At 73.3% G+C, this 22,043-nt stretch carries 19 protein-coding genes; 17 read left to right on the top strand and 2 right to left on the bottom strand.

Annotation, left to right across the window (positions count from 1 at the left end):
- The first annotated feature begins 15 nt into the window (after positions 1 to 15).
- The 6 genes from glnT (at position 16) to purU (ending at position 7,393) form a co-directional block, all read left to right on the top strand.
- Complete coding sequence (gene glnT, locus ACQPYN_RS07070) at positions 16 to 1,380, top strand: type III glutamate--ammonia ligase (protein WP_433035082.1); 1,365 nt, start codon at positions 16 to 18, stop codon at positions 1,378 to 1,380.
- A gap of 61 nt (positions 1,381 to 1,441) precedes the next feature.
- Positions 1,442 to 2,740 carry a sarcosine oxidase subunit beta family protein gene (locus ACQPYN_RS07065; protein ID WP_433035079.1) on the top strand — a complete coding sequence of 433 codons (1,299 nt, stop codon included), beginning with the start codon at positions 1,442 to 1,444 and terminating at the stop codon, positions 2,738 to 2,740.
- Between the two features lie 47 nt (positions 2,741 to 2,787).
- Positions 2,788 to 3,060: a sarcosine oxidase subunit delta gene (locus ACQPYN_RS07060; protein ID WP_433038767.1), complete on the top strand. Its 273-nt coding sequence runs from the start codon at positions 2,788 to 2,790 to the stop codon at positions 3,058 to 3,060.
- Positions 3,057 to 5,903, top strand: coding sequence for a 2Fe-2S iron-sulfur cluster-binding protein (locus ACQPYN_RS07055; protein ID WP_433035076.1), 2,847 nt, complete (start codon positions 3,057 to 3,059; stop codon positions 5,901 to 5,903). The genes ACQPYN_RS07060 and ACQPYN_RS07055 overlap by 4 nt, the downstream gene beginning before the upstream one ends.
- Positions 5,896 to 6,540 (top strand): sarcosine oxidase subunit gamma family protein, encoded by a 645-nt coding sequence (locus ACQPYN_RS07050; protein WP_433035073.1) that lies wholly within the window; start codon positions 5,896 to 5,898, stop codon positions 6,538 to 6,540. Before ACQPYN_RS07055 ends, ACQPYN_RS07050 begins: the two co-directional genes overlap by 8 nt.
- Positions 6,533 to 7,393 carry a formyltetrahydrofolate deformylase gene (gene purU, locus ACQPYN_RS07045; protein ID WP_433035070.1) on the top strand — a complete coding sequence of 287 codons (861 nt, stop codon included), beginning with the start codon at positions 6,533 to 6,535 and terminating at the stop codon, positions 7,391 to 7,393. The genes ACQPYN_RS07050 and purU overlap by 8 nt, the downstream gene beginning before the upstream one ends.
- Positions 7,394 to 7,396: 3 nt before the next feature.
- On the opposite strand, the gene ypfJ is transcribed toward purU, so the two are convergent.
- The gene (ypfJ, locus tag ACQPYN_RS07040; protein WP_433035067.1) at positions 7,397 to 8,419 is read right to left on the bottom strand and encodes a KPN_02809 family neutral zinc metallopeptidase; all 1,023 of its coding nucleotides are present in this window, start codon (positions 8,417 to 8,419) and stop codon (positions 7,397 to 7,399) included.
- Positions 8,420 to 8,756: 337 nt separating this feature from the next.
- On the opposite strand from ypfJ, the gene ACQPYN_RS07035 reads away from it, so the two are divergent.
- The 8 genes from ACQPYN_RS07035 (at position 8,757) to ACQPYN_RS07000 (ending at position 16,918) form a co-directional block, all read left to right on the top strand.
- Complete coding sequence (locus ACQPYN_RS07035; RefSeq protein WP_433035064.1) at positions 8,757 to 11,180, top strand: molybdopterin cofactor-binding domain-containing protein; 2,424 nt, start codon at positions 8,757 to 8,759, stop codon at positions 11,178 to 11,180.
- 10 nt (positions 11,181 to 11,190) lie between these two features.
- Entirely contained in the window at positions 11,191 to 11,667 is a 477-nt protein-coding gene (locus tag ACQPYN_RS07030) for a (2Fe-2S)-binding protein (RefSeq protein ID WP_433035061.1), read from the top strand.
- Positions 11,668 to 11,729: 62 nt separating this feature from the next.
- A complete protein-coding gene (gene tatA, locus ACQPYN_RS07025) occupies positions 11,730 to 12,014 on the top strand; it encodes a Sec-independent protein translocase subunit TatA (protein WP_433035058.1) in 285 nt (94 codons plus the stop codon).
- Positions 12,015 to 12,017: 3 nt separating this feature from the next.
- Positions 12,018 to 12,908 carry a twin-arginine translocase subunit TatC gene (tatC, locus tag ACQPYN_RS07020; protein WP_433035055.1) on the top strand — a complete coding sequence of 297 codons (891 nt, stop codon included), beginning with the start codon at positions 12,018 to 12,020 and terminating at the stop codon, positions 12,906 to 12,908.
- 11 nt (positions 12,909 to 12,919) lie between these two features.
- Complete coding sequence (gene tatB, locus ACQPYN_RS07015; RefSeq protein WP_433038765.1) at positions 12,920 to 13,276, top strand: Sec-independent protein translocase protein TatB; 357 nt, start codon at positions 12,920 to 12,922, stop codon at positions 13,274 to 13,276.
- A gap of 39 nt (positions 13,277 to 13,315) precedes the next feature.
- Complete coding sequence (locus ACQPYN_RS07010; protein WP_433035052.1) at positions 13,316 to 14,866, top strand: hypothetical protein; 1,551 nt, start codon at positions 13,316 to 13,318, stop codon at positions 14,864 to 14,866.
- Positions 14,863 to 16,350, top strand: a complete 1,488-nt coding sequence (locus ACQPYN_RS07005) for a flavin-containing monooxygenase (RefSeq protein ID WP_433035049.1) — start codon at positions 14,863 to 14,865, stop codon at positions 16,348 to 16,350. The genes ACQPYN_RS07010 and ACQPYN_RS07005 overlap by 4 nt, the downstream gene beginning before the upstream one ends.
- Positions 16,343 to 16,918, top strand: a complete 576-nt coding sequence (locus tag ACQPYN_RS07000) for an AAA family ATPase (protein ID WP_433035046.1) — start codon at positions 16,343 to 16,345, stop codon at positions 16,916 to 16,918. The genes ACQPYN_RS07005 and ACQPYN_RS07000 overlap by 8 nt, the downstream gene beginning before the upstream one ends.
- A 127-nt stretch (positions 16,919 to 17,045) precedes the next feature.
- Here the strand turns inward: ACQPYN_RS07000 and ACQPYN_RS06995 are convergent, their stop codons facing one another.
- The gene (locus tag ACQPYN_RS06995; protein ID WP_433035043.1) at positions 17,046 to 18,911 is read right to left on the bottom strand and encodes an FAD-dependent monooxygenase; all 1,866 of its coding nucleotides are present in this window, start codon (positions 18,909 to 18,911) and stop codon (positions 17,046 to 17,048) included.
- Between the two features lie 47 nt (positions 18,912 to 18,958).
- Between ACQPYN_RS06995 and ACQPYN_RS06990 the strand changes: the two genes are divergently transcribed.
- From ACQPYN_RS06990 to ACQPYN_RS06980, 3 genes are all read left to right on the top strand, one after another.
- Complete coding sequence (locus ACQPYN_RS06990) at positions 18,959 to 19,696, top strand: IclR family transcriptional regulator (protein WP_433035040.1); 738 nt, start codon at positions 18,959 to 18,961, stop codon at positions 19,694 to 19,696.
- A gap of 108 nt (positions 19,697 to 19,804) precedes the next feature.
- On the top strand, positions 19,805 to 20,500 hold the full coding sequence (locus ACQPYN_RS06985; protein WP_433035037.1) for a class II aldolase/adducin family protein: 696 nt from the start codon (positions 19,805 to 19,807) through the stop codon (positions 20,498 to 20,500).
- The gene (locus ACQPYN_RS06980; RefSeq protein ID WP_433035034.1) at positions 20,497 to 21,942 is read left to right on the top strand and encodes an aldehyde dehydrogenase family protein; all 1,446 of its coding nucleotides are present in this window, start codon (positions 20,497 to 20,499) and stop codon (positions 21,940 to 21,942) included. Before ACQPYN_RS06985 ends, ACQPYN_RS06980 begins: the two co-directional genes overlap by 4 nt.
- Positions 21,943 to 22,043 lie beyond the last annotated feature (101 nt).

The raw sequence follows: 22,043 nt of genomic DNA, 5'->3' as shown, positions 1-22,043 counted from the left end.
TCCCGGGGAGGCGGCATGGACTCTGCTGACGACAGGGCACGCAGCGACCTGCGGGAACGCGCCGAGGCGGACGGCATCGAGTTCTTCCTGGCGATGTTCGTGGACCTGCACGGGAAGCCGTGCGCGAAGGCCATCCCGTTCTCGTCGTTCGACCTGCTCATGGACGGCGGGGCCGGGTTCGCCGGCTACGCCGCGGGCGACCTCGGGCAGTCGCCGGCCGACCCGGACGTGCTCGTCGTCCCGGACCCGGCGTCCTACACGCCCCTGCCGTGGAAGCCGGGCGTCGCCGTGCTGCACTGCGATCCGCACGTCGAGGGCAAGCCCTGGCCCTACGCCCCGCGCGTGATCCTGCGCCGCCAGCTCGCGGAGCTCGCGGAGAAGCGCGGCTGGGTGCTCAAGACCGGCACCGAGCTGGAGTACAGCCTGCTGCGTCGGCGCGAGGACGGGACGCTGGAGGTGGCCGACCCGCTCGACACCGCCGCGAAGCCCTGTTACGAGGTCAAGGGCCTGACGCGGATGTGGGACCACCTGTCCACCGTGTCGCGGAACCTCAACACCCTCGGCTGGGGCAACTACGCGAACGACCACGAGGACGGCACCGGCCAGTTCGAGAACAACTGGCACTACTCGGACGCGCTGACCACGGCCGACCGCACCATCTTCTTCCGGTACATGATCCACATGCTGGCGCACGACGCCGGCATGGTCGCCACGTTCATGCCGAAGCCGTTCAGCTCCGTCACCGGCAACGGGCTGCACATCCACCAGAGCCTGTGGTCCCAGGACGGCACGGCGCTGTTCGACGACGAGTCCGACGCGCTGGGCCTCTCGCCGCTCGCCCGCCACTACCTGGGCGGCCTGCTCGAGCACGGCCGGGCCGTCGCCGGGATCATCTGCCCGACGGTGAACTCCTACAAGCGCATCGGCGTCGGCGCCCCGACCTCCGGCTCCACCTGGGCCCCGGCGTACGTGGCCTACGGGGGCAACAACCGCTCGGTGATGCTGCGCGTCCCCGAGGGCGGGCGCATCGAGCACCGCGGCGTCGACGGCTCCGCCAACCCGTACCTCGCCGCCACCGCCCTGCTCGCGGCCGGCCTCGACGGCATCGACCGCGAGCTCGACCCGGGCGCCTGCACCGACGACAACCTCTTCGCCCTGCACTCCGACGAGGTGCGCGCCCGCGGCATCAAACACCTCCCGAAGACGCTGGACCGCGCCGTCGAGGAGCTCGTCGAGGACGACGTCCTGCGCGCCGCGCTGGGCAAGACCCCGGGCGGCGACTTCATCGACTACTTCGCCGCGGTCAAGCAGCAGGAGTTCGACGAGTACCACGCCTCCGTGTCGGACTGGGAGGTCCGGCGGTACCTCACGCAGGCGTGAGACCGGTCCGCGACGTCCCGGCCCGCGACTTGCCGGCCATCGACCTCCGGAAGGACCCCGGGTGACCAGCACGAACGGCAACGGCCACGGCAACGGCCACCGCAACGGGCGCGTGCGGGGCTACTCGGCCTGGAGCCTCCTGCGCCACGGGCTCTCGCGCTCCGAGTGGCCGCGCGCCTGGCACGAGCGGGAGCTGCGTCCCAGCTACGACGCGGTGATCATCGGCGGCGGGGTGCACGGCCTGGCCACCGCGTACTACCTCGCGAAGAACCACGGCATGACGAACGTCGCGGTGCTGGACAGGTCGTACATCGGCGGCGGCGGCTCGGGCCGCAACACCTCGATCCTGCGCTCCAACTACCTCACGCCCGAGGGCGTGCGCTTCTACGACCGCTCGGTGAAGCTCTACGAGCACCTGGCCGCGGACCTGAACTTCAACGTCATGTTCTCCCAGCGCGGGCACCTCACGCTGGCGCACAACGACGCCTCGATGCGGACGATGGCGTGGCGCACCGAGGTCAACAAGCTCCAGGGCGTCGAGTCCGCGGTGATCGGACCGGACGAGGTCAAGGGGCTGGTGCCCTACCTCGACACCTCGGCCGAGACCCGCTATCCGATCCTCGGCGCGCTGTACCACCCGCCGGGCGGCGTGGTCCGCCACGACGCGGTGGTGTGGGGATACGCCCGCGCCGCGGACGCGCACGGCGTGCACATCCACCAGAAGACCGAGGTCACCGGGATCGACGTCGAGCGCGGGCGCGTCACCGGCGTGCAGACGACCCGCGGGCGGATCGCGACGCCGGTGGTCCTCAACGCCACCGCGGGCTGGTCCAGTCTCATCTCGGACATGGCCGGGGTGGCCATGCCGGTCCAGACGTTCCCGCTGCAGGCGGCGGTCACCGAACCCGTCCGCCCGTTCCTCGACACCGTCGTCGTCTCCGGGACGCTGCACGTCTACGTCAGCCAGACCGACCGCGGCGAGCTGGTGTTCGGCGCGAGCGTCGACCCCTTCGCGTCGTACTCGATGCGCGGCTCGCTGGAGTTCACCGAGGGCATCGCCGGGCACGTCCTGGAGCTGATGCCGGCGCTCGCGAAGATGCGCCTGCTGCGCCAGTGGGCCGGGCTCTGCGACATGACGCCGGACTACTCGCCGATCATGGGCCCGACGCCGGTCGAGGGCTTCTACGTCGACGTCGGGTGGGGCACCTACGGCTTCAAGGCCGGCCCGGTCTCCGGGGAGGCCATGGCGGCGTGCCTCGCCGAGGGCAAGCCGCCGGAGATCATCTCGGCCTTCGGGCTGGACCGCTTCCTCTCCGGGCGGCTCGTCGGGGAGAAGGGGGCGGCCGCGGTGGGCCACTAGTCGCCGGCGCCCCTCGTCCTCCGCCCGTCATGAGGTGATCTGTCGTGATGCTGCTCCCGTGCCCCTGGTGCGGCCCCCGCAACGCCGGAGAGTTCAAGTTCGGCGGCGAGGCCGGGCCCCGACCCGACCCGGCGACGACGACGCCGGAGGAGTGGCGGCGCTACCTGTACTTCCACGCCAACACCCGGGGCTGGCAGACCGAGAGCTGGTACCACGGCGCCGGGTGCCGACGGTGGCTCACCGTCGAGCGGCACACGCTCACGCACGAGGTCCGCGAGGTGCGGGACGCCGTGCAGGCCGCCGGGGAGGGAGCCCGATGAGCATCCTGCCGACCACACGACGCCCCGGCGCCGACGCCACCGATCGGCGTCTGCCGCCCCGCGAGGGCGAGGTCATCGACCGCCGGCGGACCGTCGGGTTCACCTGGAACGGCACCCGCTACACGGGTCACCCCGGCGACACGATCGTCTCGGCGCTCGCGGCCGCGGGCGAGCGCGTGTTCTCCCGCAGCTACAAGTACCACCGGCCCCGCGGCCTGCTCACCGCGAGCTACCTCGACCCGGGCACGATGGTGCAGGTCGGCGACGAGCCGAACGTCCGCGGCGCGCACCGCCTGCTCACCCCGGGCCTCGAGGTCAGCTCGCAGAACACGTGGCCGTCGCTGCGCTTCGACGTCAAGGCCGTCAACGGCCTCGCCGGGCGGTTCCTGGCCACCGGCTTCTACTACAAGACATTCATCAAGCCCGAGCGGCTGTGGCCCGCGTACGAGAAGGTCCTGCGCACCTTCGTGCACGCCGGCGAGGTGCCGCCCGACACCGACCGCGGCTACTACGACAAGCGCCACGCCCACCCCGACGTGGTGGTCGCCGGCGGCGGCCCCGCGGGGATGGCCGCCGCGGTCGCGGCCGCCCGCGCCGGCGCGTCGGTGATGCTCGTCGAGGAGGAGCACCAGCTCGGCGGGCACCTGCGCTGGGGCGGCCCGGGCGACCGGGCGGCCCTGCAGGACCTCCGCGCGCAGGTCGCCGCGCAGCCCGGCATCGAGGTGCTCACCGACTCGGTGGTCGCCGCCCGCTACGACGACAACTGGATCCCGATCGTGCAGCGCAGCCTGCCCGGCGTCGACGAGCGGCTCATCAAGGCCCGGGCGGGCGTGCTGGTCGTGGCCCCGGGGCTGATCGAGCGGCCCTACGTCTTCGCCGGCAACGACCTGCCCGGCGTGGTGCTCTCGACCGCCGCGCGGCGGCTGGTCAACCTCTGGGCGGTGCAGCCCGGGCAGCGCGCCGTGGTCCTCACCGCGAACCCCGAGGGCGACGCCGCGATCGCCGACCTCGAGGACGCGGGCGTGGAGATCGCCGCCGTCGTGGACGCCCGCCGCGGCGAGACGATCACCGCCGCCCACGGGCGCCAGGGGGTGCGCGCGATCGAGCTGGGCGACGGCAGCCGGGTCGAGGCCGATCTGCTCGTCACCGCCGTCGGGTGGACCGCGCCGACGTCGTTGCTCAACCAGTCCGGCGACAACCCCGTCTACGACCCGCGCACCGCGCGGTTCCGGCCGGACCCGTCGCGCATGCCCGAGAACGTGCTGGCCGCGGGTGGGATCGTCGGCGAGGGCGACGTCGCGCAGCTCGTCGAGCACGCCGACGCGGTGGGCCGCGAGGCGGCACGACGGGCGCTGCGGGCAGCGGGTACCGCGGTGACCGTCCCGGAGCTCGCCGTCCCGGAACTGGCCGTCGCCGACCACCCCGAGCTCTTCTCGAACGGCACCGGCGGATTCGTCGACCTCTCCGAGGACGTCTCGGCCAAGGACATCGTCACCGCGGCGGCGGAGGGATACGACTCCGTCGAGCTCGTCAAGCGCTACACCACCGCCACCATGGGGCCCGGCCAGGGGAAGCTCGAGACGGTCAACACCGTCGCGGTCCTCGCCGAGGCCACCGGCAGCACGATCGCCGCGACGGGCACCACCACGTGGCGCCCGATGTACGCGCCGGTGACCCTCGGTGCGCTCGCCGGCCGGCCGCGCGAACCCGTGCGGTACTCGCCGATGCAACCGTGGCACGAGCGCCACGGCGCGGTCCCGCTCGTCGCCGGCCAGTGGATCCGTCCCGACCACTACGGCGACCCCGCCGGCGAGGTGACGGCCGTGCGCACCGCGGTCGGGCTCATCGACGTCACCCCGATCGGCAAGCTCGACCTCCGCGGGCCGGACGTGCCGAAGCTGCTCGAGCTGCTCTACGTCAACAAGTGGCAGAAGCTCGGCGTCGGCCGCGTGCGCTACGGGGTCATGTGCGCCGAGGACGGGGTGGTGCTCGACGACGGTGTCACCGGACGCCTCGGCGAGCAGCACTACCTCATGTCGACGACGTCCTCGGGCGCCGCCGCGGTGTGGGAGTGGGCGGAGCGCTGGCTGCAGACGGCACGCCCGCAGTGGCAGGTGCACATCACCCCGGTGACCACGGCCGACGCGAGCATCAACGTCGCCGGGCCCCGCTCGCGCGAGCTGCTGAGCCGGCTCACCGATCTGGACCTCGGCCCCGAGTCCTTCGGCTACATGAGCGTCCGCACCGGCACCGTGGCCGGCGTCGCCGACTGCGTGCTCTGGCGCATCGGGTTCACCGGCGAGCTGTCCTTCGAGGTCCACGTGCCGGCCGCGTACGGCCTGCACGTGTGGGAGCAGCTCATGGCCGCCGGCGGGGACCTCGGCGTGCGGCCCTTCGGGGTGGAGGCGCAGCGCGTCCTGCGCCTCGAGAAGGGGCACGCGATCGTCGGGCAGGACACCGACGGCCTGACCCAGGGCTTCAGCGCCGGTGTCGACGAGCTGATCAAGCTCGACAAGCCGGACTTCGTCGGCAAGCCGGAACTGGTGTGGCAGCGCGGCCGCGACACCCATCCGCGCCTGGTCGGCCTGCGCACGCTCGACGGGACGATCGTCCCCCCGGAGGCCAGCCAGATCCTCGACCGCGCCGGCGGCATCGCCGGGCGCGTGACGTCCAGCCGGATGTCCCCGACGCTCGGGCGCTCGATCGGGCTGGCCCAGCTCGACCACGAGCTGGCGGCCGTCGGCACCCGCGTCACCGTCCGCCTGCCCGACGGGCGCGACGTCGTCGCCGAGGTGACCGACCGCGTCCACGTCGACCCCGAAGGAGAGCGCCAGCGTGTCTGACACCGCCGCACCCCTCGCGCGCAGTCCGATCGCCGCCTCCCCCGCCACCGTCCTCGACGGCTGGGAGGTCAGCGCCCGCGCCGCGACCGGGGCGTCCACGCTCTCGGACGAGACCCCGCTGGCGAAGGTGCACGTCCGCGCCCCCTTCGACGGCGCGGGCCGCGAGGCCCTGGGCGTGGGGTTCGGGCGCACGCTGCGCACCGACGTCGGGTCCGGGGCAGTGCTGCTCGTCGGGTCCGCCCCCGGGGAGTGGCTCGCGCTCGGCGCACCGGGGACGGCGCCGGCGCTGCGCACCGCCCTCGAGGAGCGCCTGGCCGGCACCGGCGAGTTCACGTCGGTCCTCGACCTCACCCACGGCCGAGCGCTGATGCGGCTGCAGGGACCGGCCGCCACCGCCGTCCTGGCCGGCGTCTGCGCGATCGACCTCGCCGACACGGTGACCCCCGACGGCGCCGCGCTGCGCACGTCGGTCGCGGCCGTGGTCACCGACGTCGTGCGCGACGACGTCTCCGGCGTCCGGTCCTTTCTGCTGCACTGCGAGCGCTCGTCGGGTCAGTACCTGTGGGACGCGCTGCTCGACGCCGGCTCCCGTTCCGCGGTGGAGGTCACGGGCTTCCGGGGGCTCCACGATGCCTGACACCGACGTCGGGCGGCTGCTGGTCTCCTGTCGCGACCAGCCCGGCCTGGTGGCGGCGATCAGCTCGTTCCTGCACGCGCACAACGCGACGATCGTGCAGTCCGACCAGGACACCACCGACCCCGAGGGCGGGCACTTCGTCATGCGGCTGGTCTTCCGGCTGCCGGGCCTCGAGGAGGCCCTCGACGAGCTCACCGCCGAGTTCGGCGAGGAGGTGGCCGACCGGTACGACATCACCTTCCGGCTGCGCATCGCCGCCGAGCGCACGCGGGTGGCGGTGTTCGTCTCGAAGCTCGACCACTGCCTGCTCGACCTGCTCTGGCGGCAGCGCCGCGGCGAGCTGGGGGTCGACATCGTCCAGGTCGTGTCGAACCACCCCGACCTCGCCGACGAGGTCGCCCGGTTCGGCGTGCCCTACGCCCACATCCCCGTCACCCGCGACACCAAGGACGTTGCCGAGAAGCAGCAGATCGAGCTGCTCGACGGCCGCGTCGACCTCGTCGTCCTCGCCCGCTACATGCAGATCCTGACCGGCGGGTTCCTCGACGCCCTCGGCGTGCCCGCGATCAACATCCACCACTCGTTCCTGCCGGCGTTCGTCGGCGCCGGGCCCTACGCGCAGGCGAAGGAGCGCGGGGTGAAGCTGGTCGGCGCCACGGCGCACTACGTCACCGAGGACCTCGACGAGGGCCCGATCATCGAGCAGGACGTCGCCCGCGTCTCGCACCGCGACACCGTCGCCGACATCACCCGCCGCGGTGCCGACGTCGAGCGCAGCGTGCTGGCCCGCGCCGTCGCCGCGCACTGCGCCGACCGCGTCGTCGTCACGGGACGGACGACGCTCGTCTTCTGACCCTCACCCCAGGTCGTTCGTCCGGAACGTGTCGCAGCGGGCGGGGTCGCCGGTGGTGAACCCCGTGGTGAGCCACTTCTTGCGCTGGGCCGACGTGCCGTGGGTGAACGAGTCGGGGTCGACGGTGCCGCCGCCGAGCTGGCCCTGGATGTAGTCGTCGCCGATGCGCGTCGCGGCGTCGACCGCGGTGTCCAGGTCGGCCTGGGTGATCTCGGTGATGAACGCGGGCCGCCCGCCCTGTGGCCGGGTCGCGTTGTTCATCCAGACCCCGGCGTAGCAGTCGGCCTGCAGCTCGACGCGCACCGCCGCGGACTGCGCGCCCTGCCGTGCGGACGCGGCCTCGGTGGTGCCGAGGGTGCCGAGCTGGTCCTGCACGTGGTGGCCGTACTCGTGGGCGAGCACGTAGGCGTTGGCCAGCGGCCCGCCCTGGGCCCCGAACTGCTGGCGCAGCTGGTCGTAGAAGGTCAGGTCGATGTACACCAGGTCGTCGGCCGGGCAGTAGAACGGCCCCGAGCTGGAGTCGGCGCTGCCGCAGCGGGTGTTCACCCGGCCGCTGAAGAACACGGTGTCGACGTTCTGGTAGCGCGGCTGCGCGCCCCGCACCCGCGGTGCGATCTGCGCGTAGCCGCCGCCCGCCCAGTACGCCTGGATCGAGTTGATGTCGGCGACGATCGCGCAGTCGGCGTTGGTGTTCGCGTCCGCGCCCGTCCGGCACTCACTGGCCAGCTCCGACGTGCCCGCCACCGCCGGCCCGCCGGGTTCGCCGAACGCGCCCGCGATCGACGAGCCCTGGCCGCCCCCGCCCCCGAGGAACGTCACGGCGAGGAAGCCGACCACCACGACGACGATGAGGACCCAGCTGACCTTGCCGCTTCGCCCGCGGAAGAGCAGCCCGATGAGCAGCGGCAGGAGGCCGCCTCCCCCACCACCGCCGAGTCCCCCGAACCCCGAGCCGGACCCGCCGCCCTCGCCGCGGGTGTCCGTGACCTCGGAGGCGTCGAGCTGGGCGTCGTCGTCGTAGCGCATCGGCAGGCCCGTCGGGGTGGAGGGACGTGTGGAGTCCTGATCCTGGCCCAGACCGGGCCGCCGGCGCGCGCCTCGCCGTGGGGCACCCGCGCCCAGATCCGGTTCCGACGCAAAAGTCCTGTTCAGGGACGTCGGCAAGCTTGTTCGCCGACACAGTTTAATGATCTTGACAGGAGTCCGTTACCGTTCCGTGACCAAAGTCGTTACTCCTTCAAGCGCTATGGATTACGACGAACGGCTCCACCACGCCGAAAGGACCGCGATGCCGGCCAAGCACCGCTCCGCCCCGCGACCGTCCCGCCGACCGGCGGACAGGACGCGGCCCACCGTCGCCGGCATGGAACGTCGCCGCTTCCTCGGGTACCTGATCGCCGCCCCGACCCTCGCCGTCGGCGTGAAGCTCACCGCCGACTCGGTCCTCGAGGCCAACGCCCTGCCCTCGCCGGCCCCCGAGGTGTCGGAGGTCTACGACCTCTCCGACCTCCTGCTGGACTCCACCCGCGCGACGGCGAACCTCATCACGGTCGTCGTCAACGAGGACGGCACCGTCTCGTTCAGCATTCCGCGGGCCGAGAGCGGCCAGGGCATCACGACCACGGCGGCCGTGCTCATCGCCGAGGAGATGGGCATCGACGTCTCCGACGTCAACGTCACCCTCGCCGACGCGCGCCCCGAGCTGCTGTTCAACCAGCAGACCCAGGGGTCGGCGTCGGTCATCTCCATCTACACGCCGGTCCGGGTGGCGGCCGCGCTCGCCCGCGGGCAACTCGTCGAGGCGGCGGCCACGATCCTCGGCGACGAGGCCGAGAACCTGCGCACCACCGGCGGCCGGGTGCTGTCCACCGCCGGCTCGAGCGTCCCGTTCGCCGAGCTGGCCACCGCGGCGGCGAACTCCGTGACGCGGGAGGCGATCACCGAGCTCAAGCCGGTCGACGAGTTCACCGTCATCGGGACCGACACGCGCCGCGATGACGTGCGCGCGGCGGTGACCGGGACCAAGAAGTACACGATGGACCTCGACGTCCCCGAGGCGCTGCCGACCATGATCGCCCGGCCGCCGACGATCAAGGGGACGGTCGAGTCGGTCAACAACCTCGACCAGGTCCGCACGATGCCCGGGGTCACCGACGTCGCCGAGATCTCCACCGACGCGGAGCCCGGCCGGGGCACCACCTCGTCCGCGGTCGCGGTGCGCGCCCGGACCTTCGGACAGTGCATCGACGCGGTCAACGCCCTCGACATCAGCTGGGGCGGGGGCAACGTCGACGACGAGTCCGACGAGACGATCCTCGAGCAGCTGCGCGCGGCCGACGCACCGGCCAACCTGCCGTCGCCGACCCCGCTGGACGAGGTGGGCGGGGTCGTCCCCCTCGCGACCGACGCCCTCGGGGAGGTCGGCCCGGTCGAGGCGCTCGAGCAGGAGTTCGTCTTCTACTGGCGCAGCAACGCCGCGATGGAGCCCAACGTCGCCATCGCCGACGTCCGCGACGGCGAGGCGGAGGTCTGGACCCCCAGCCAGATCCCGATCGTCACCCAGAGCCAGCTCGCCCAGGTCCTCGGCATGACGCCGGCCCAGGTGACCGTCCACGTCCCCCGCGGCGGCGGCGCCTTCGGGCGCCGGCTCTTCAGCGACGCCGCGCTCGACGCCGCGCGCGTCTCGCAGGAGATCGGCAAGCCCGTGCGGCTCATGTGGCACCGCGCCGACGAGTGCCGTGCCGGTCGCGTCCACCCGATGTGCATCTCGCGGGTGAAGGCCACCTACAGCCCGGGCCTCGGCGAGGTCGTCAGCTTCGAGCAGCGGCAGACGAGCGTCGCCACCGACTACACCGAGTCCTTCGGCGACATGATCACGTCGCAGGCCGCGAAGCTGCCCTTCGCCAACGAGCTCACGCTCTCGCAGACCGTCTTCCTGCTGACCGCCAGCGTGCCGTACGACCTCGGCGCGATCGTGTTCGGTTACAACGAGATCTTCGACTTCGACCGGTTCGCCACCGGCAGTGTCCGCAACCTCAACAACCAGGACTTCCGGCCCGCGCAGGAGCTCATGGTCGACCAGCTCGCCGCGAAGCTCGGCGAGGACCCCATGGAGTTCCGCCTGAACCGGGTCGAGGACGAGCGCGCGAAGGCCTGCCTGGAGGCGGTCCGCGACGAGGGCGACTGGGGACGGGACCTGCCCGAGGGCGTCGCCCAGGGCGTGATCGTGCACAACGAGTACAAGGGTTCGGTCGCCGTGCTCGCCGAGGTCGACACCCGCCCGGAGACGGCCGAGCGCGAGATCCGCGGGGCCACCACCGGCCCGCGGGTCCGCAAGGTCACGGTGGCCGTCGACGTGGGCCTGCCCATCAACCCGCTGGGCCTCAAGGCCCAGATGGAGGGCGGGGTCATGACCGGGATCGCCCACGTGTTCACCGGCAGCCTGCACCTGCGCGACGGCAACTTCCTCGAGGGCAGCTGGGACGACTACCGCTACACCCGGCACTGGAACGCCCCGCCGGAGATCGACGTCATCGTCATGCCGCCGAGCGGCGACCGGCCCGGCGGCGCCGGCGAGCTCGCCGTGGGTGCGGCGACGGCCGCGGTGGCGTGCGCCTACGCCCGGGCCGTCGGGGAGATGCCGACCAGCTTCCCGATCGGCCACACCAAGGACGTGCCGTTCGAGGTGAAGAAGTTCGTCCCGCCGCTGCCCCCGTCGCCCACGGACGGCCTCACGGCCTACCCGACGCCGTCCGCGGCCGGCCCGGCCTTCAACCCCGCGAGCTGAGGAGCCCCGCATGCCTCCCCGCACCTTCAAGGTCAACGGCCGCCCCGTGACGGTCGACATCGAGGACGACGTGCGCCTGCTCTGGGTGCTGCGCGACGTCCTCGGCATCACCGGGCCCAAGTACGGCTGCGGCATCAACGTCTGCAAGGCCTGCACCAGCCACATCAACGGCCGGGCGTTCAATCCCTGCTCGGTGCCGGTCAGCGCGATCCAGCCCACCGACGAGGTCACCACGATCGAGGGCCTCCCGGACACCGTCGGCGCCGACCTGCACCCGATGCAGGAGGCGTGGATCGACCGGGACGTCCCGCAGTGCGGCTACTGCCAGCCCGGCCAGATCATGGCCGCCGTCGACCTGGTGAAGAAGGTCCAGGCCGACGGTGGGTCGATCACCGACGACGACATCGACGAGATCCGCAACATGTGCGCCTGCGGCACGTACTCCCGCATCCGGGAGGCCATCAAGCAGGGCGCCGAGAACATGTAGATCACCTCGCTTCCCCGTCTCCACCACGCACGCTCCCCCGCACGCTCTCGGAAGGAACCGTCATGACCGGAGCCCTCAGCCCCACCCACTGGCTGGTCATCCTCGTCGTCGTCCTGCTGCTCTTCGGCGCCAAGCGCATGCCCGACGCCGCCCGCGGCATCGGCCGGTCGCTGCGCATCTTCAAGGCCGAGACCAAGGCCCTGAGCGACGACGGGGAGTCCCCGTCGCCCGCGGAGTCGCCCACGCCGGCGCCCGCCGCCGTCGAGGCCGGGTCCGCGCGGCCGGCAGGCACGACGCCGTCGGCCGACGCCGCCCCGGCGAGGTCCACCGACGCCTCGACGGTCTAGGCGGTGCCGGACCTGCGACGGCTGCGGGCGAGCCGGTGGTGGCCCGGCCGGCGGCGCCGGAACCCCGACGCCACGATGTCGGTGCTCGACCACCTGCTCGAGCTGCGTCGCCGTCTGGCCTGGGCGCTGCTCGCGGTGGCGGTCGGCACGGTGGCCGGGTTCGTCTGGTACGAGAACGCGGTCTTCGGGGCACCCACCCTGGGCTCCCTGCTGCTCGAGCCCTACTGCTCCCTGCCGTCGTCGGCGCGCGCCGGGCTGGGCGCCGGCGAGTGCCGGCTGCTCGCCACCGGGCCCTTCGACCAGTTCGTCCTGCGGCTCAAGGTCGCGATCACCGCCGGCGTGGTCCTGTCCTCGCCGGGGTGGCTCGGGCAGCTGTGGGCGTTCGTCACCCCCGGTCTGCGGCGCCACGAGCGCCGGGGCGCGGTGCTGTTCGTCAGCAGCGCCTCGGTGCTCTTCGCCGGGGGCGCGGTGATCGCGTACCTCGTCGTCGCGGAGGCGCTCGGGTTCCTGCTCATGGTCGGCAACAGCGTGCAGACCACGGCGCTGCGCGGCGATGAGTACTACTCCCTCGTCCTGTCGCTCATGGTGGTCTTCGGCGTCGCGTTCCTCACCCCGCTCGTGGTGATCATGCTCAACCGCGTCGGCGTCGTCTCCTACCGGAAGCTGGCGAGCTGGCGCCGCGGCATGATCTTCGGCGCGTTCCTGTTCGCCGGGGTCGCGACGCCCGGCGGCGACCCGATCTCCATGGCGGTGCTGGGCGCCGCGCTCTGCGTGCTGCTCGAGGCCGCCACCCAGGTCTGCCGGCTGCACGACCGCCGTCGCGCCCGCCGCGACCCGGGCTGGGAGGACCTCGACGACGACCAGCCGTCACCCCTCGAGAAGGAGGTGAAGTAGCCGTGTTCGGGATGAGCATGGGCGAGCTGCTGCTGCTCGCCCTCGTCGGCTTCTTCGTGATCGGCCCGGAGCGGCTCCCGGCGGCGATCCGCGCGGTGGCCGGGATGGTAACCCAGGCCAAGCAGTACGCCACCGCGGTCAAGGACCAGGTGGGCGAGGCCGCCGATCTCGCCGAGGTCCGCCGCCAGCTCGACGAGCTGCGTGAGCCCCTCGCCGAGATCCGCTCGGCCGACCCGCGCCGGGCCTGGCGCGAGGCGTTGCGGGACGAGCCGACACCCCAGCCCGCCCCCCGGCCCGCTCGACGGTCGAGGCCGGGGATGCCGGTGGCCCCGTCCCCCGGAGCGGCGAGCGAGGCCCCGGTGCCGTAGCGCCTCGCCGCGCACGCCGGGGCGCGGCAGGATGCCGGCATGCAGGTCGTGATCCACCGCCCGACCGTCTCCGGTGCGCGGCTCTGGATCCAGGCCGAGCTCAAGGAACGGGGCTGGTCGCTCGAGGTACGCGACGGCGAGCAGGTCGTCCACGCCTGGTCGCCGGACGAGCGCGACCCGGACCACCTCATGACCAACGTCGCGCCGCGCAGCACCGACACCCGCATCTGGTTCGTCGACCTCGCCGGGCTGACGCCGGGCACGGAGTACACCGTCTGGTACCTGCCCCGGCGCAGCGCATGGTCGCGCGAGGACGGCGACCGGGTCGTGGCGAGCTTCCGGACGCTGCCGACGTCGTTGCGCGACCAGCCGTTCCGCGTGCTCCTCGCGTCCTGCTACTGCGAGGACCGCGACGAGCGTGGCCAGACCGGCTCACTGCTCACCCGGGCCGCCCCGCCGCGGTGGGCCCGGCCCACCCTGGGCGTCGGCCGCCGGCTGCGGCGGGCGCGGGTGGCGCTGTCGAGCCTGCTCCGCACGGGACCGCCGTCGGGCGAGCCGACCGGTCGCGTCGCGGCGCGCTACCAGGACGTGCGCCGGCTGGGTCTGCGGCCGGACGTGAAGTTCCTCGTCGGCGACCAGGTCTACCTCGACGCGCCGTACCGCGACTTCCTGCTGCCGATGGGGCAGTCGCGCATGAAGCGGCACATCTCGCGGACCTACTCGCGGACCTGGGAGAAGCTCAACCACCTGCTCGCGCACGGCGGGAACTTCTTCGTCACCGACGACCACGAGTTCTGGAACAACTACCCGGCCAACCCGCTGGCCTGGATCACCCTGCTCCGGCGCCGCACCCGGGAGCGGTGGGAGCTCCACGCCCGCGACTTCCTGCACAAGGTGCAGGACACCCAGCGGACCGTCGGGTTCGACATCGGCCCGGACGGTCGCGAGCTCGCCTTCTTCCTGGCCGACACCCGGGTCCGCCGCCAGCGCCCGAGGTGGCCGTGGAGCCCGGTCGAGCGGTTCATGGCGGAGGACGACTTCGGGGAGCTGCTCGCGTGGATCCGCGGGCTGGACGTGCCGGGGGTGCTCGTGACGGGCCAGCCGCTGCTCGCCCCGGCCCGTGACTTCTTCCCGCGGCTCCTCGACCGCGGGCTGCCCGACCACGCCGACCAGTACCGGCGGCTGTGCGACGCGCTCGCCTCGGCGGGCCACGACGTCCTGATCCTCTCCGGGGACGTCCACTACGCCCGCTACGCCCGCGTGACGCTGACGGACCGCGCGCACGTGCTCCACGAGCTCGTCGCCTCGCCCCTGACGCTGCTCCCCGCCGCCGGCAACCACTTCGGTGCCGGACCCGAGGGCGAGGGACCCGAGCACACCAGCCCGTTCCCGCTGGACGGTGAGCCGCTGGGCACCGCCACGTACTCCGATCCGCTCCGCGGCTCCGGCGACCCGTGTCGCGACCACTTCATGATCCTCGAGTTCGGGCGGAGCGGGGACGGGGCGGTGACGGTCGACGTCTCCGTCCACCTCGTGCGACCCGAGGACGGCGCCGCGCCCACACCGCCGGGCCCGCTGGTGCTGCGGTGACGGTCGAGGAGCTCGACGCCGTCGTCATCGGCGCGGGCGTCGCCGGCCTGTACCAGCTGCACCTGCTGCGGGCGCAGGGTCTGCGGGTGCGCGCCTACGACGCCGCCGACGACGTGGGCGGCTCGTGGTGGTGGCACGGCTACCCGGGCTCGCACCTCGACTCCGAGGGGCACGGGTACCAGTACCTGTTCGCTGATTTCGCCGAGGAGCTCTACCGCGACTGGGGCTGGAGCGAGCGCTACCCCGCCGGGTACGAGGTGCAGCGGTGGCTGCGCTTCGTCGCCGACCGGCTCGACCTGCGCCGCGACATCCGCCTCGGCACCCGGATCGTCGAGGTGCACCTCGACGAGGAGCGCGGCCGCTGGACCGTGCGCACCGACCGCGGCGAGACCCTCGACGCCCGGTTCGTCGTCGCCTGCACGGGCCTGCTGGCGGAGCGGACGATCGACCTGATCGGCGGCGACTTCGCGGGGCCGGTCCTCGACACCGCGCGCTGGCCGGAGGGCCGGTACGACCTCGCCGGGCAGCGGGTCGGCGTCCTCGGCAGCGGCGCGGCGGCGGTCCAGCTCGTGCCCACGATCGTCGACCGGGTGTCCCGGCTGACAGTCTTCGCCACCGGTCCCGTCGACCTCCTGCCCCGCGCGAACCCGGTGTTCGGCTGGCGGGAGCGGGACGCCTACCGGAGCCGGTTCGCCGAGCTCCGCGACACCGTCGTCCACACCCTGACCGGCGACGAGGAGCGCGTGCCGACGCTCGGCGACGGGACGAGGTCGGCGTGGACGGGTGCCCTCGGTGCGCCCGGGGCCGCGGACGCGGGCGACGCCGTGCGGGCGGCGATGCGGGCACGGCTCCCCGATCCCGGCCTCGCCGACGTGCTCGTGCCGCGGGGCGGGTTCGGGGTGCGGCCCGTGCGCCTGGACTCCGGCTACCTCGAGGTGTTCGGCCGCGACGACGTCGACCTCGTCGACCTGGCGCACACCCCGATCGACCGCCTGGTGCCCGAGGGCATCGAGCTGTCCGACGGCACGGTGCACGCGCTGGACGTGATCGTCCTGACCTCGACGTTCGACGGTGGGCCGGACGCCCTGACGCGCATCGACGTGCGCGGGCACGGCGGGCGGGTGCTGGCCGAGGAGTGGGGACGGGAGGCGCGCAGCGCCCTGGGGCTCGCGAAGCACGGCTACCCGAACCTGTTCACCACCGCGGCCCCGCTGACGCCCCCGTCGGACCGGTGCCTCATGACGACCTGCCGGCAGGTGCAGGTCGAGTGGATCGCGCAGGCGATCGCCGACCTGCACGCCGTGGGTCTCGGGACCCTGGAGGCGACGGCCGCGGGTGAGGACGCCTGGATCGCCCACCACCACGAGGTGGCGGGCACGATGCCCGTCGCGTCGTCGTCCGACTACCCCGGCGGCGTCGGCCTCTACCGGGAGCGGTGCCTGCGCGAGGCGGCCGCCGGCTACCCCTCCTTCCGCCGTGCCTGAGCCGGCGGACGTCTGGGTGGTCGCGGGACCGCCCGGGTCGGGGAAGTCGACGGTGGCCGACCGGCTGCTGGCCCTGCTGCAGCCCGTGCCGGCGCTGCTGGACAAGGACACGATGTACGGCGGCTTCGTGGCCGCGACGCTGGCGGCGGCCGGTCGTCCTCCCGGGGAGCGCGAGGGGCCCTGGTACGACGAGCACGTCAAGGTGCACGAGTACGGCGGGATGACCGCCGTCGCCCGGGAGATCCGCGCCCGCGGGTGCCCGGTGCTGCTGAGCGCACCGTTCACGGGCCAGATCCGGGACGTCGACCGCTGGCGGGCGTGGGTGGACGAGCTCGGTGGCCCGCCCGTGCACCTGGTCTGGGTCGCGTCGGACGCCGCCACCCTGCGCCGGCGGATCGCGTCACGGGGTCGGGACCACGACGCGGGCAAGCTCGCGTCCTTCGACGCCTTCGCCGCCCGGATGCAGCCGGACGTCCCGCCGCCCGTGCCCCACCTCGCGGTCGACAACCGCACCGACGGACCGGACGGCATCGACGCCCAGCTGCGGGCGGGGTGGGGCCGAGGGTGACCGTCGGGATGCTTCGGAAACCGAAGCGTCCCGCGGGACCGGGTCGACGAGCCGGCGCTCGACGCGGGGCCGAGGGAGCGACCGGCCGGATGCTTCGGAAACCGAAGCGTCTCGCGGGCCCGGGTCGTCACCGCGCCTCGGTCAGCACCCCCGCGAAGAACTCCGCCAGTTCGGTGTGCGCGTCCAGCGGGAGGACGTGGGCCACGTACTGGTCCGGGCGCACGACCACGACGCAGCCCGCGTCGCGGTCGATCCCCCGCAGGTCGAAGACGTCGACCGAGGGGTCGGGGCAGAAGGTCTTCTCGTAGTCGACGAGCCCGAACCGTCCCTTGCGCGGGAGCAGGGCCGGCGGAAGGTCGGTGACGGTGAGGTCGCGGTGACCCTGCTGGAACACCGCCCGGACGTCGATCACCTCGTCGGGCTCGGCGCCGGCGGGGGTGTGGCGCACCACCGGGGACGCCGGCGAGGCGAGGAACGCGCACAGCGCGCGGAGCCGGGACCCGTCGCGGTCGGCGAAGAGGTGGAGCCGCCAGGCGCCGTCGGCCCGCGCGACGTGCCCGAGGTGCATCGGCTTGGCGTCGGCCAGCCGGATCACCGGCGCGGAGTGGAACCGCATGCCCACCGGCAGGCCCTCGGCGAGGTGCTGGTGCGCCGCGCCGGACGTGATCATCGACGGCGCGTACCGGACCGCGACGCCCGCGGTGAAGCGGCCCTGGTCGCGGAAGTAACGCTGGAACTTCTCCGGGTCCGCCCCCTGCCCCCCGGGGTGGGCGCTGAACATGGCCGCGAACTCGCGGTCGAAGTCGATCAGCTCCCGCGCGACCTCCTGCCGCTCCTCGGAGTAGGTGTGCAGCAGCTCCGGGCGCGCCCGGCCGCGCAGGACGGCGGCGAGCTTCCAGCCGAGGTTCCACGTGTCGGCCATCGACACGTTCATCCCCTGGCCGGCCTTGGCGCTGTGGGTGTGGCAGGCGTCGCCGGCGATGAACACCCGCGGGAGACGGCCGTCGGAGCCCGCGGGCACGTCGTCGAACCTGTCGCAGAGCCGCTGCCCGACCTCGTACACCGACCACCACCCGACGTCGCGCACCTCGAGCACGTAGGGGTGGAGGATCCGGTTGGCGACGGCGGCGAGCGTCTCGGGCGTGACGTCGCGGACGCCGTCGACGGAGTCCAGCTCGATGTAGAGCCGCACCATGTACCCGCCCTCGCGCGGAATGATCAGGATGCTGCCCTCGGCGGACGTGATCGCGCTCTTGAGCCGAATGTCGGGGAAGTCGGTGACCACCAGGACGTCCATGACACCCCAGGCCTGGTTCATCGGGTCGCCGACGAGCTCGCGGCCGATCGCGGTGCGGGTGGCGCTGCGGGCGCCGTCGCACCCGACGACGTAGCGGGCGCGGATCGTCGACGTCTCGCCGGTCGCCGCGCCGCCCTCGACGTGCGCGAGCGTCACCGTCACCGGCTCGTCGCCGGTCCCGACCGTGATCCCGTCCACCTGCAGCCCGTAGAGGGGCTCGAGCCGCGCCGCCGACCGCGCCATGTGCTCGCGCAGGTAGGTGAGCATCCGCGCCTGGTTGACGATCACGTGCGGCATCTCGGACAGGTCGTCCTCGACGTCCTGGATCCGGCCGGTGCGCGTGATGGCGGAGGGGTCGTCGGGGTCCGGGCGCCAGAACGCGACCTCGTTGACCTGGTAGCCCTCGGCGATGACGCGGTCGGCGAGGCCGAACGCCCCGAACATCTCGACGGTGCGGCACGCGACCCCGTCGGCCTGCCCGATCTCGAGCGGGCCGTCCCGGCGGTCGACGACCACCGTGCGGAGCTCGGGGAAGCTCGCCATCTGCGCCGCCAGCACGAGGCCGGCCGGGCCGCACCCGACGACGAGGACGTCGGTGGTCTCCGGGAGCCCGTCCGGCCGGTCGCGCACCGAGGGGTGCGGCTCCTCGAGGAACGGGTCGCCCGTCCGGTAGCCGTCGACGTAGAACTGGACCACGCGTCGACCCTAGGAGCGTTCTGCTCGACGAGTCCTACTCTTCTGGAGTGCAGAACAGGCCGACGTACGGGATCCAGTCCGTGGACCACGCCCTGCGTCTCGCGGCGATGCTGCAGCAGGAGGGCCCGCTGCGCGTCAGCGACGCCGCGGAGCGTCTCGGCGTGGCCCGCTCCACGGCGCACCGACTGCTCGCCATGCTCGTCTACCGCGACTTCGCCGAGCAGGACGAGGACCGCCGCTACGTCGCCGGCCCCGTCCTGCGCCGGCCGTCCGCGCCCGAGCCGGCCGTCGAGCTGCGCCGGGTCGCGCTCCCGCACCTGCAGGACCTGACCGCGCGGACCGACGAGACCACGAACCTCGTGGTGGTGGTCGGCGACCAGGCGCGGTTCGTGGCCTCCGTCGAGTGCGACCGGGTACTGCGCGTCGGCGACCGCGGCGGCCGGGTGCTGCCCGCGCACCTGGCGTCGGGCGGGCGGGCCGTGCTGGCCACCCGGGACGAGGACGACCTCCGCGCGCTCTACGGCGGGGCGGGGTCGCCGGTCGCCGACCTCGACGGCCTCGTCCGCGAACTGCGCCGCATCCGGCGCCAGGGCTTCGCCGTCAACGATCAGCGCACCGAGACCGGGGTGACCGCCGTCGGCGCCGCCGTCCCGGCCGACGGCCTCGCGGGCGGCATCTCGATCTCCATGCCCACCGCGCGCTACCGTCGCGACCGCCTCACCGAGTGGGCGGGGCTGCTCGCCACCACCGCACGGGGGATCGCGCACGACCTCGGCGCCGGCTGACGATCCCGCATTGCGGTTCTTTCCAGCAGAATCTCCCGCGATCGTTCTGCCCAGCAGACTATGTCTACTCAGCGAAACGTGACCCACGTCGCTCACGGAGGACACCGCATGCACGAGACCGCGTCCCTGGTCGCCACCGCGTCCCGGGTGCTCGCCGCGAACGGGCACGGCGACCTGGTCTGGGGCCATGCCTCGGTCCGCGACCCGGACGGCCGGGGCGTGTGGATCAAGACCGCCGAGTGGGGCCTGGAGGAGATCACCCCGGAGCGGGTACACCTCGTCGCCGGGGACGGCAGCGTCGTCGAGGGCGGACCGGGCGCGCGGCACAGCGAGTACCCGATCCACACCGAGGTCCTGGCGGCCCGGCCGGACGTCGGCGCGGTCGTCCACACGCACCCGCCGTACGCGGTGGCCCTCGCCGCCACCGGTCAGCCGCTGCTGCCGGTGAGCCACGGGGCGACGATGTTCACCCCGCCCGACGTCCCGCGCTTCACCGACACCGCGGACCTGATCCTCACCGAGGAGCTCGGCAAGCGGGTCGCCGCCGACCTCGGCGACCGCAACGCGCTCTTCCTGGTCAACCACGGCATCGTCACGGTCGGGCCCGATCTGCCGACCGCGGTGGTGACGGCCGTGATCCTCGAGCGCGCCTGCGCCCAGCAGATCCTCACCCGCTCCGCGGGCGGCTGGCCGTCCTGGTCGCCGCCCGACGAGGCCCTCGCGAAACGCGAGCACATCTACTCGCCGACGGCGATCGCCGCGGTCTGGGAGCACCTCGTCCGCGCCCTGGAGGAGGCCCCGTGAGGCGCCCCGGGATGCTCATCGGCGGCACGCTCCGCCCCGCCTCCGACGGTGGCGTGCTCGAGACCCCGAACCCGTCGACGGGCCAGGTCCTCGCTGCGATCCCGGAGGCCACGGCCGCCGACGTCGACGACGCCGTCGCCGCGGCGGGCGCGGCCTTCCCGCAGTGGCGGCGGGCCGCCCCCGCCGTGCGCTCGGAGGCGCTCACGACCCTCGCGGAGATCGTCGAGCGCCACGCCGACGAGCTGGCACGGCTCGACGCCGACGACAACGGCAGCCTGCTGCGCGAGATGCGCCGCGACGTCGACACGGCGGTCTTCGCCCTGCGCTACTACGCAGGCCTGGTCCTGCAACTGCACGGCGACACCGTCCCGAGCGAGCCGGGGACGCTGACGTACTCGCTGCGCCGGCCGTACGGCGTGGTCGGACGCCTGATCCCCTTCAATCACCCGCTGATGTTCGCGGCGTCGAAGATCGCGGCCCCGCTCGCGGCCGGCAACGCCGTGGTGATCAAGCCGAGCGAGCACACGAGCCTCTCGGCCCTGCGCCTCGGCGAGCTCGCCGCCGACGTCCTCCCGCCCGGCGTGCTCAACATCGTCACCGGGACGGGCGCGGGCTCCGGGGACGCGCTCGTCGCGCACCCCGACGTCCGCCGCCTCGCGTTCACGGGCTCCGCCGCGACGGGCCGGGCCATCCAACGCCGCGCCGCCGAGGTCGGCGTCAAGACCGTCACCCTCGAGCTCGGCGGCAAGAACCCGCTGGTCGTGTTTCCCGACGCCGACCTCGACACGGCCGTGGCGGCCTCGGTCCGGGGCATGAACTTCACCTGGCAGGGCCAGTCGTGCGGCTCGCTCTCGCGCGTCGTGGTGCACCGCGACATCCACGCCGCGTTCGTCGAGCGGCTCGTGCAGACGGTCTCCGCCCTGCGTCCCGGCCTGCCCGACGACCCGGAAGCCGACACCGGCGCGATCGTCAACGCCGGGCAGATGGAGAAGGTCCTCGGCTACGTCCGACTCGGTCAGGACGAGGGTGCCCGGCTCTGCACCGGCGGCGACCGCGTCACCGACGGCGCGCTCGCCGACGGGCTGTTCGTGCGGCCCGCGGTGTTCGACGGGGTCGACCCGCGCTCGCGTCTCGCCCAGGAGGAGATCTTCGGGCCGGTGCTCGCCGTGATGCCCTTCGCCGACGCGGACGAGGCGCTGGAGATCGCGAACGGGACCCCGCTGGGCCTGACGGCGAGCGTGTTCACCCGCGACCTCGCCACCGCGCACCGCTTCGCCGAGGATCTCGAGGCGGGCTACGTCTGGGTCAACGAGGTCGGCCGCCACGTCCCCGGCACGCCGTTCGGCGGGGTCAAGGACAGCGGCATCGGCCGCGAGGAGGACCTCGACGAGCTCTTCTCGTACACCCAGCTCAAGAACGTGCACATCAACTACGGCCGTTGATCCCGGCCCACCGGTCGGGGCACGACGAACGGGTGACGGAGCGATTACGGCCGACGTCGATCGGGGACCACGGGACTCCACGACCGATCGACGGGAACGGA

Origin of the sequence: Actinomycetospora sp. CA-053990 (genome assembly GCF_050948445.1) — a bacterium.
Lineage (GTDB): Bacteria > Actinomycetota > Actinomycetes > Mycobacteriales > Pseudonocardiaceae > Actinomycetospora > Actinomycetospora callitridis.
This window is presented reverse-complemented; position numbering and strand designations above follow the sequence as displayed.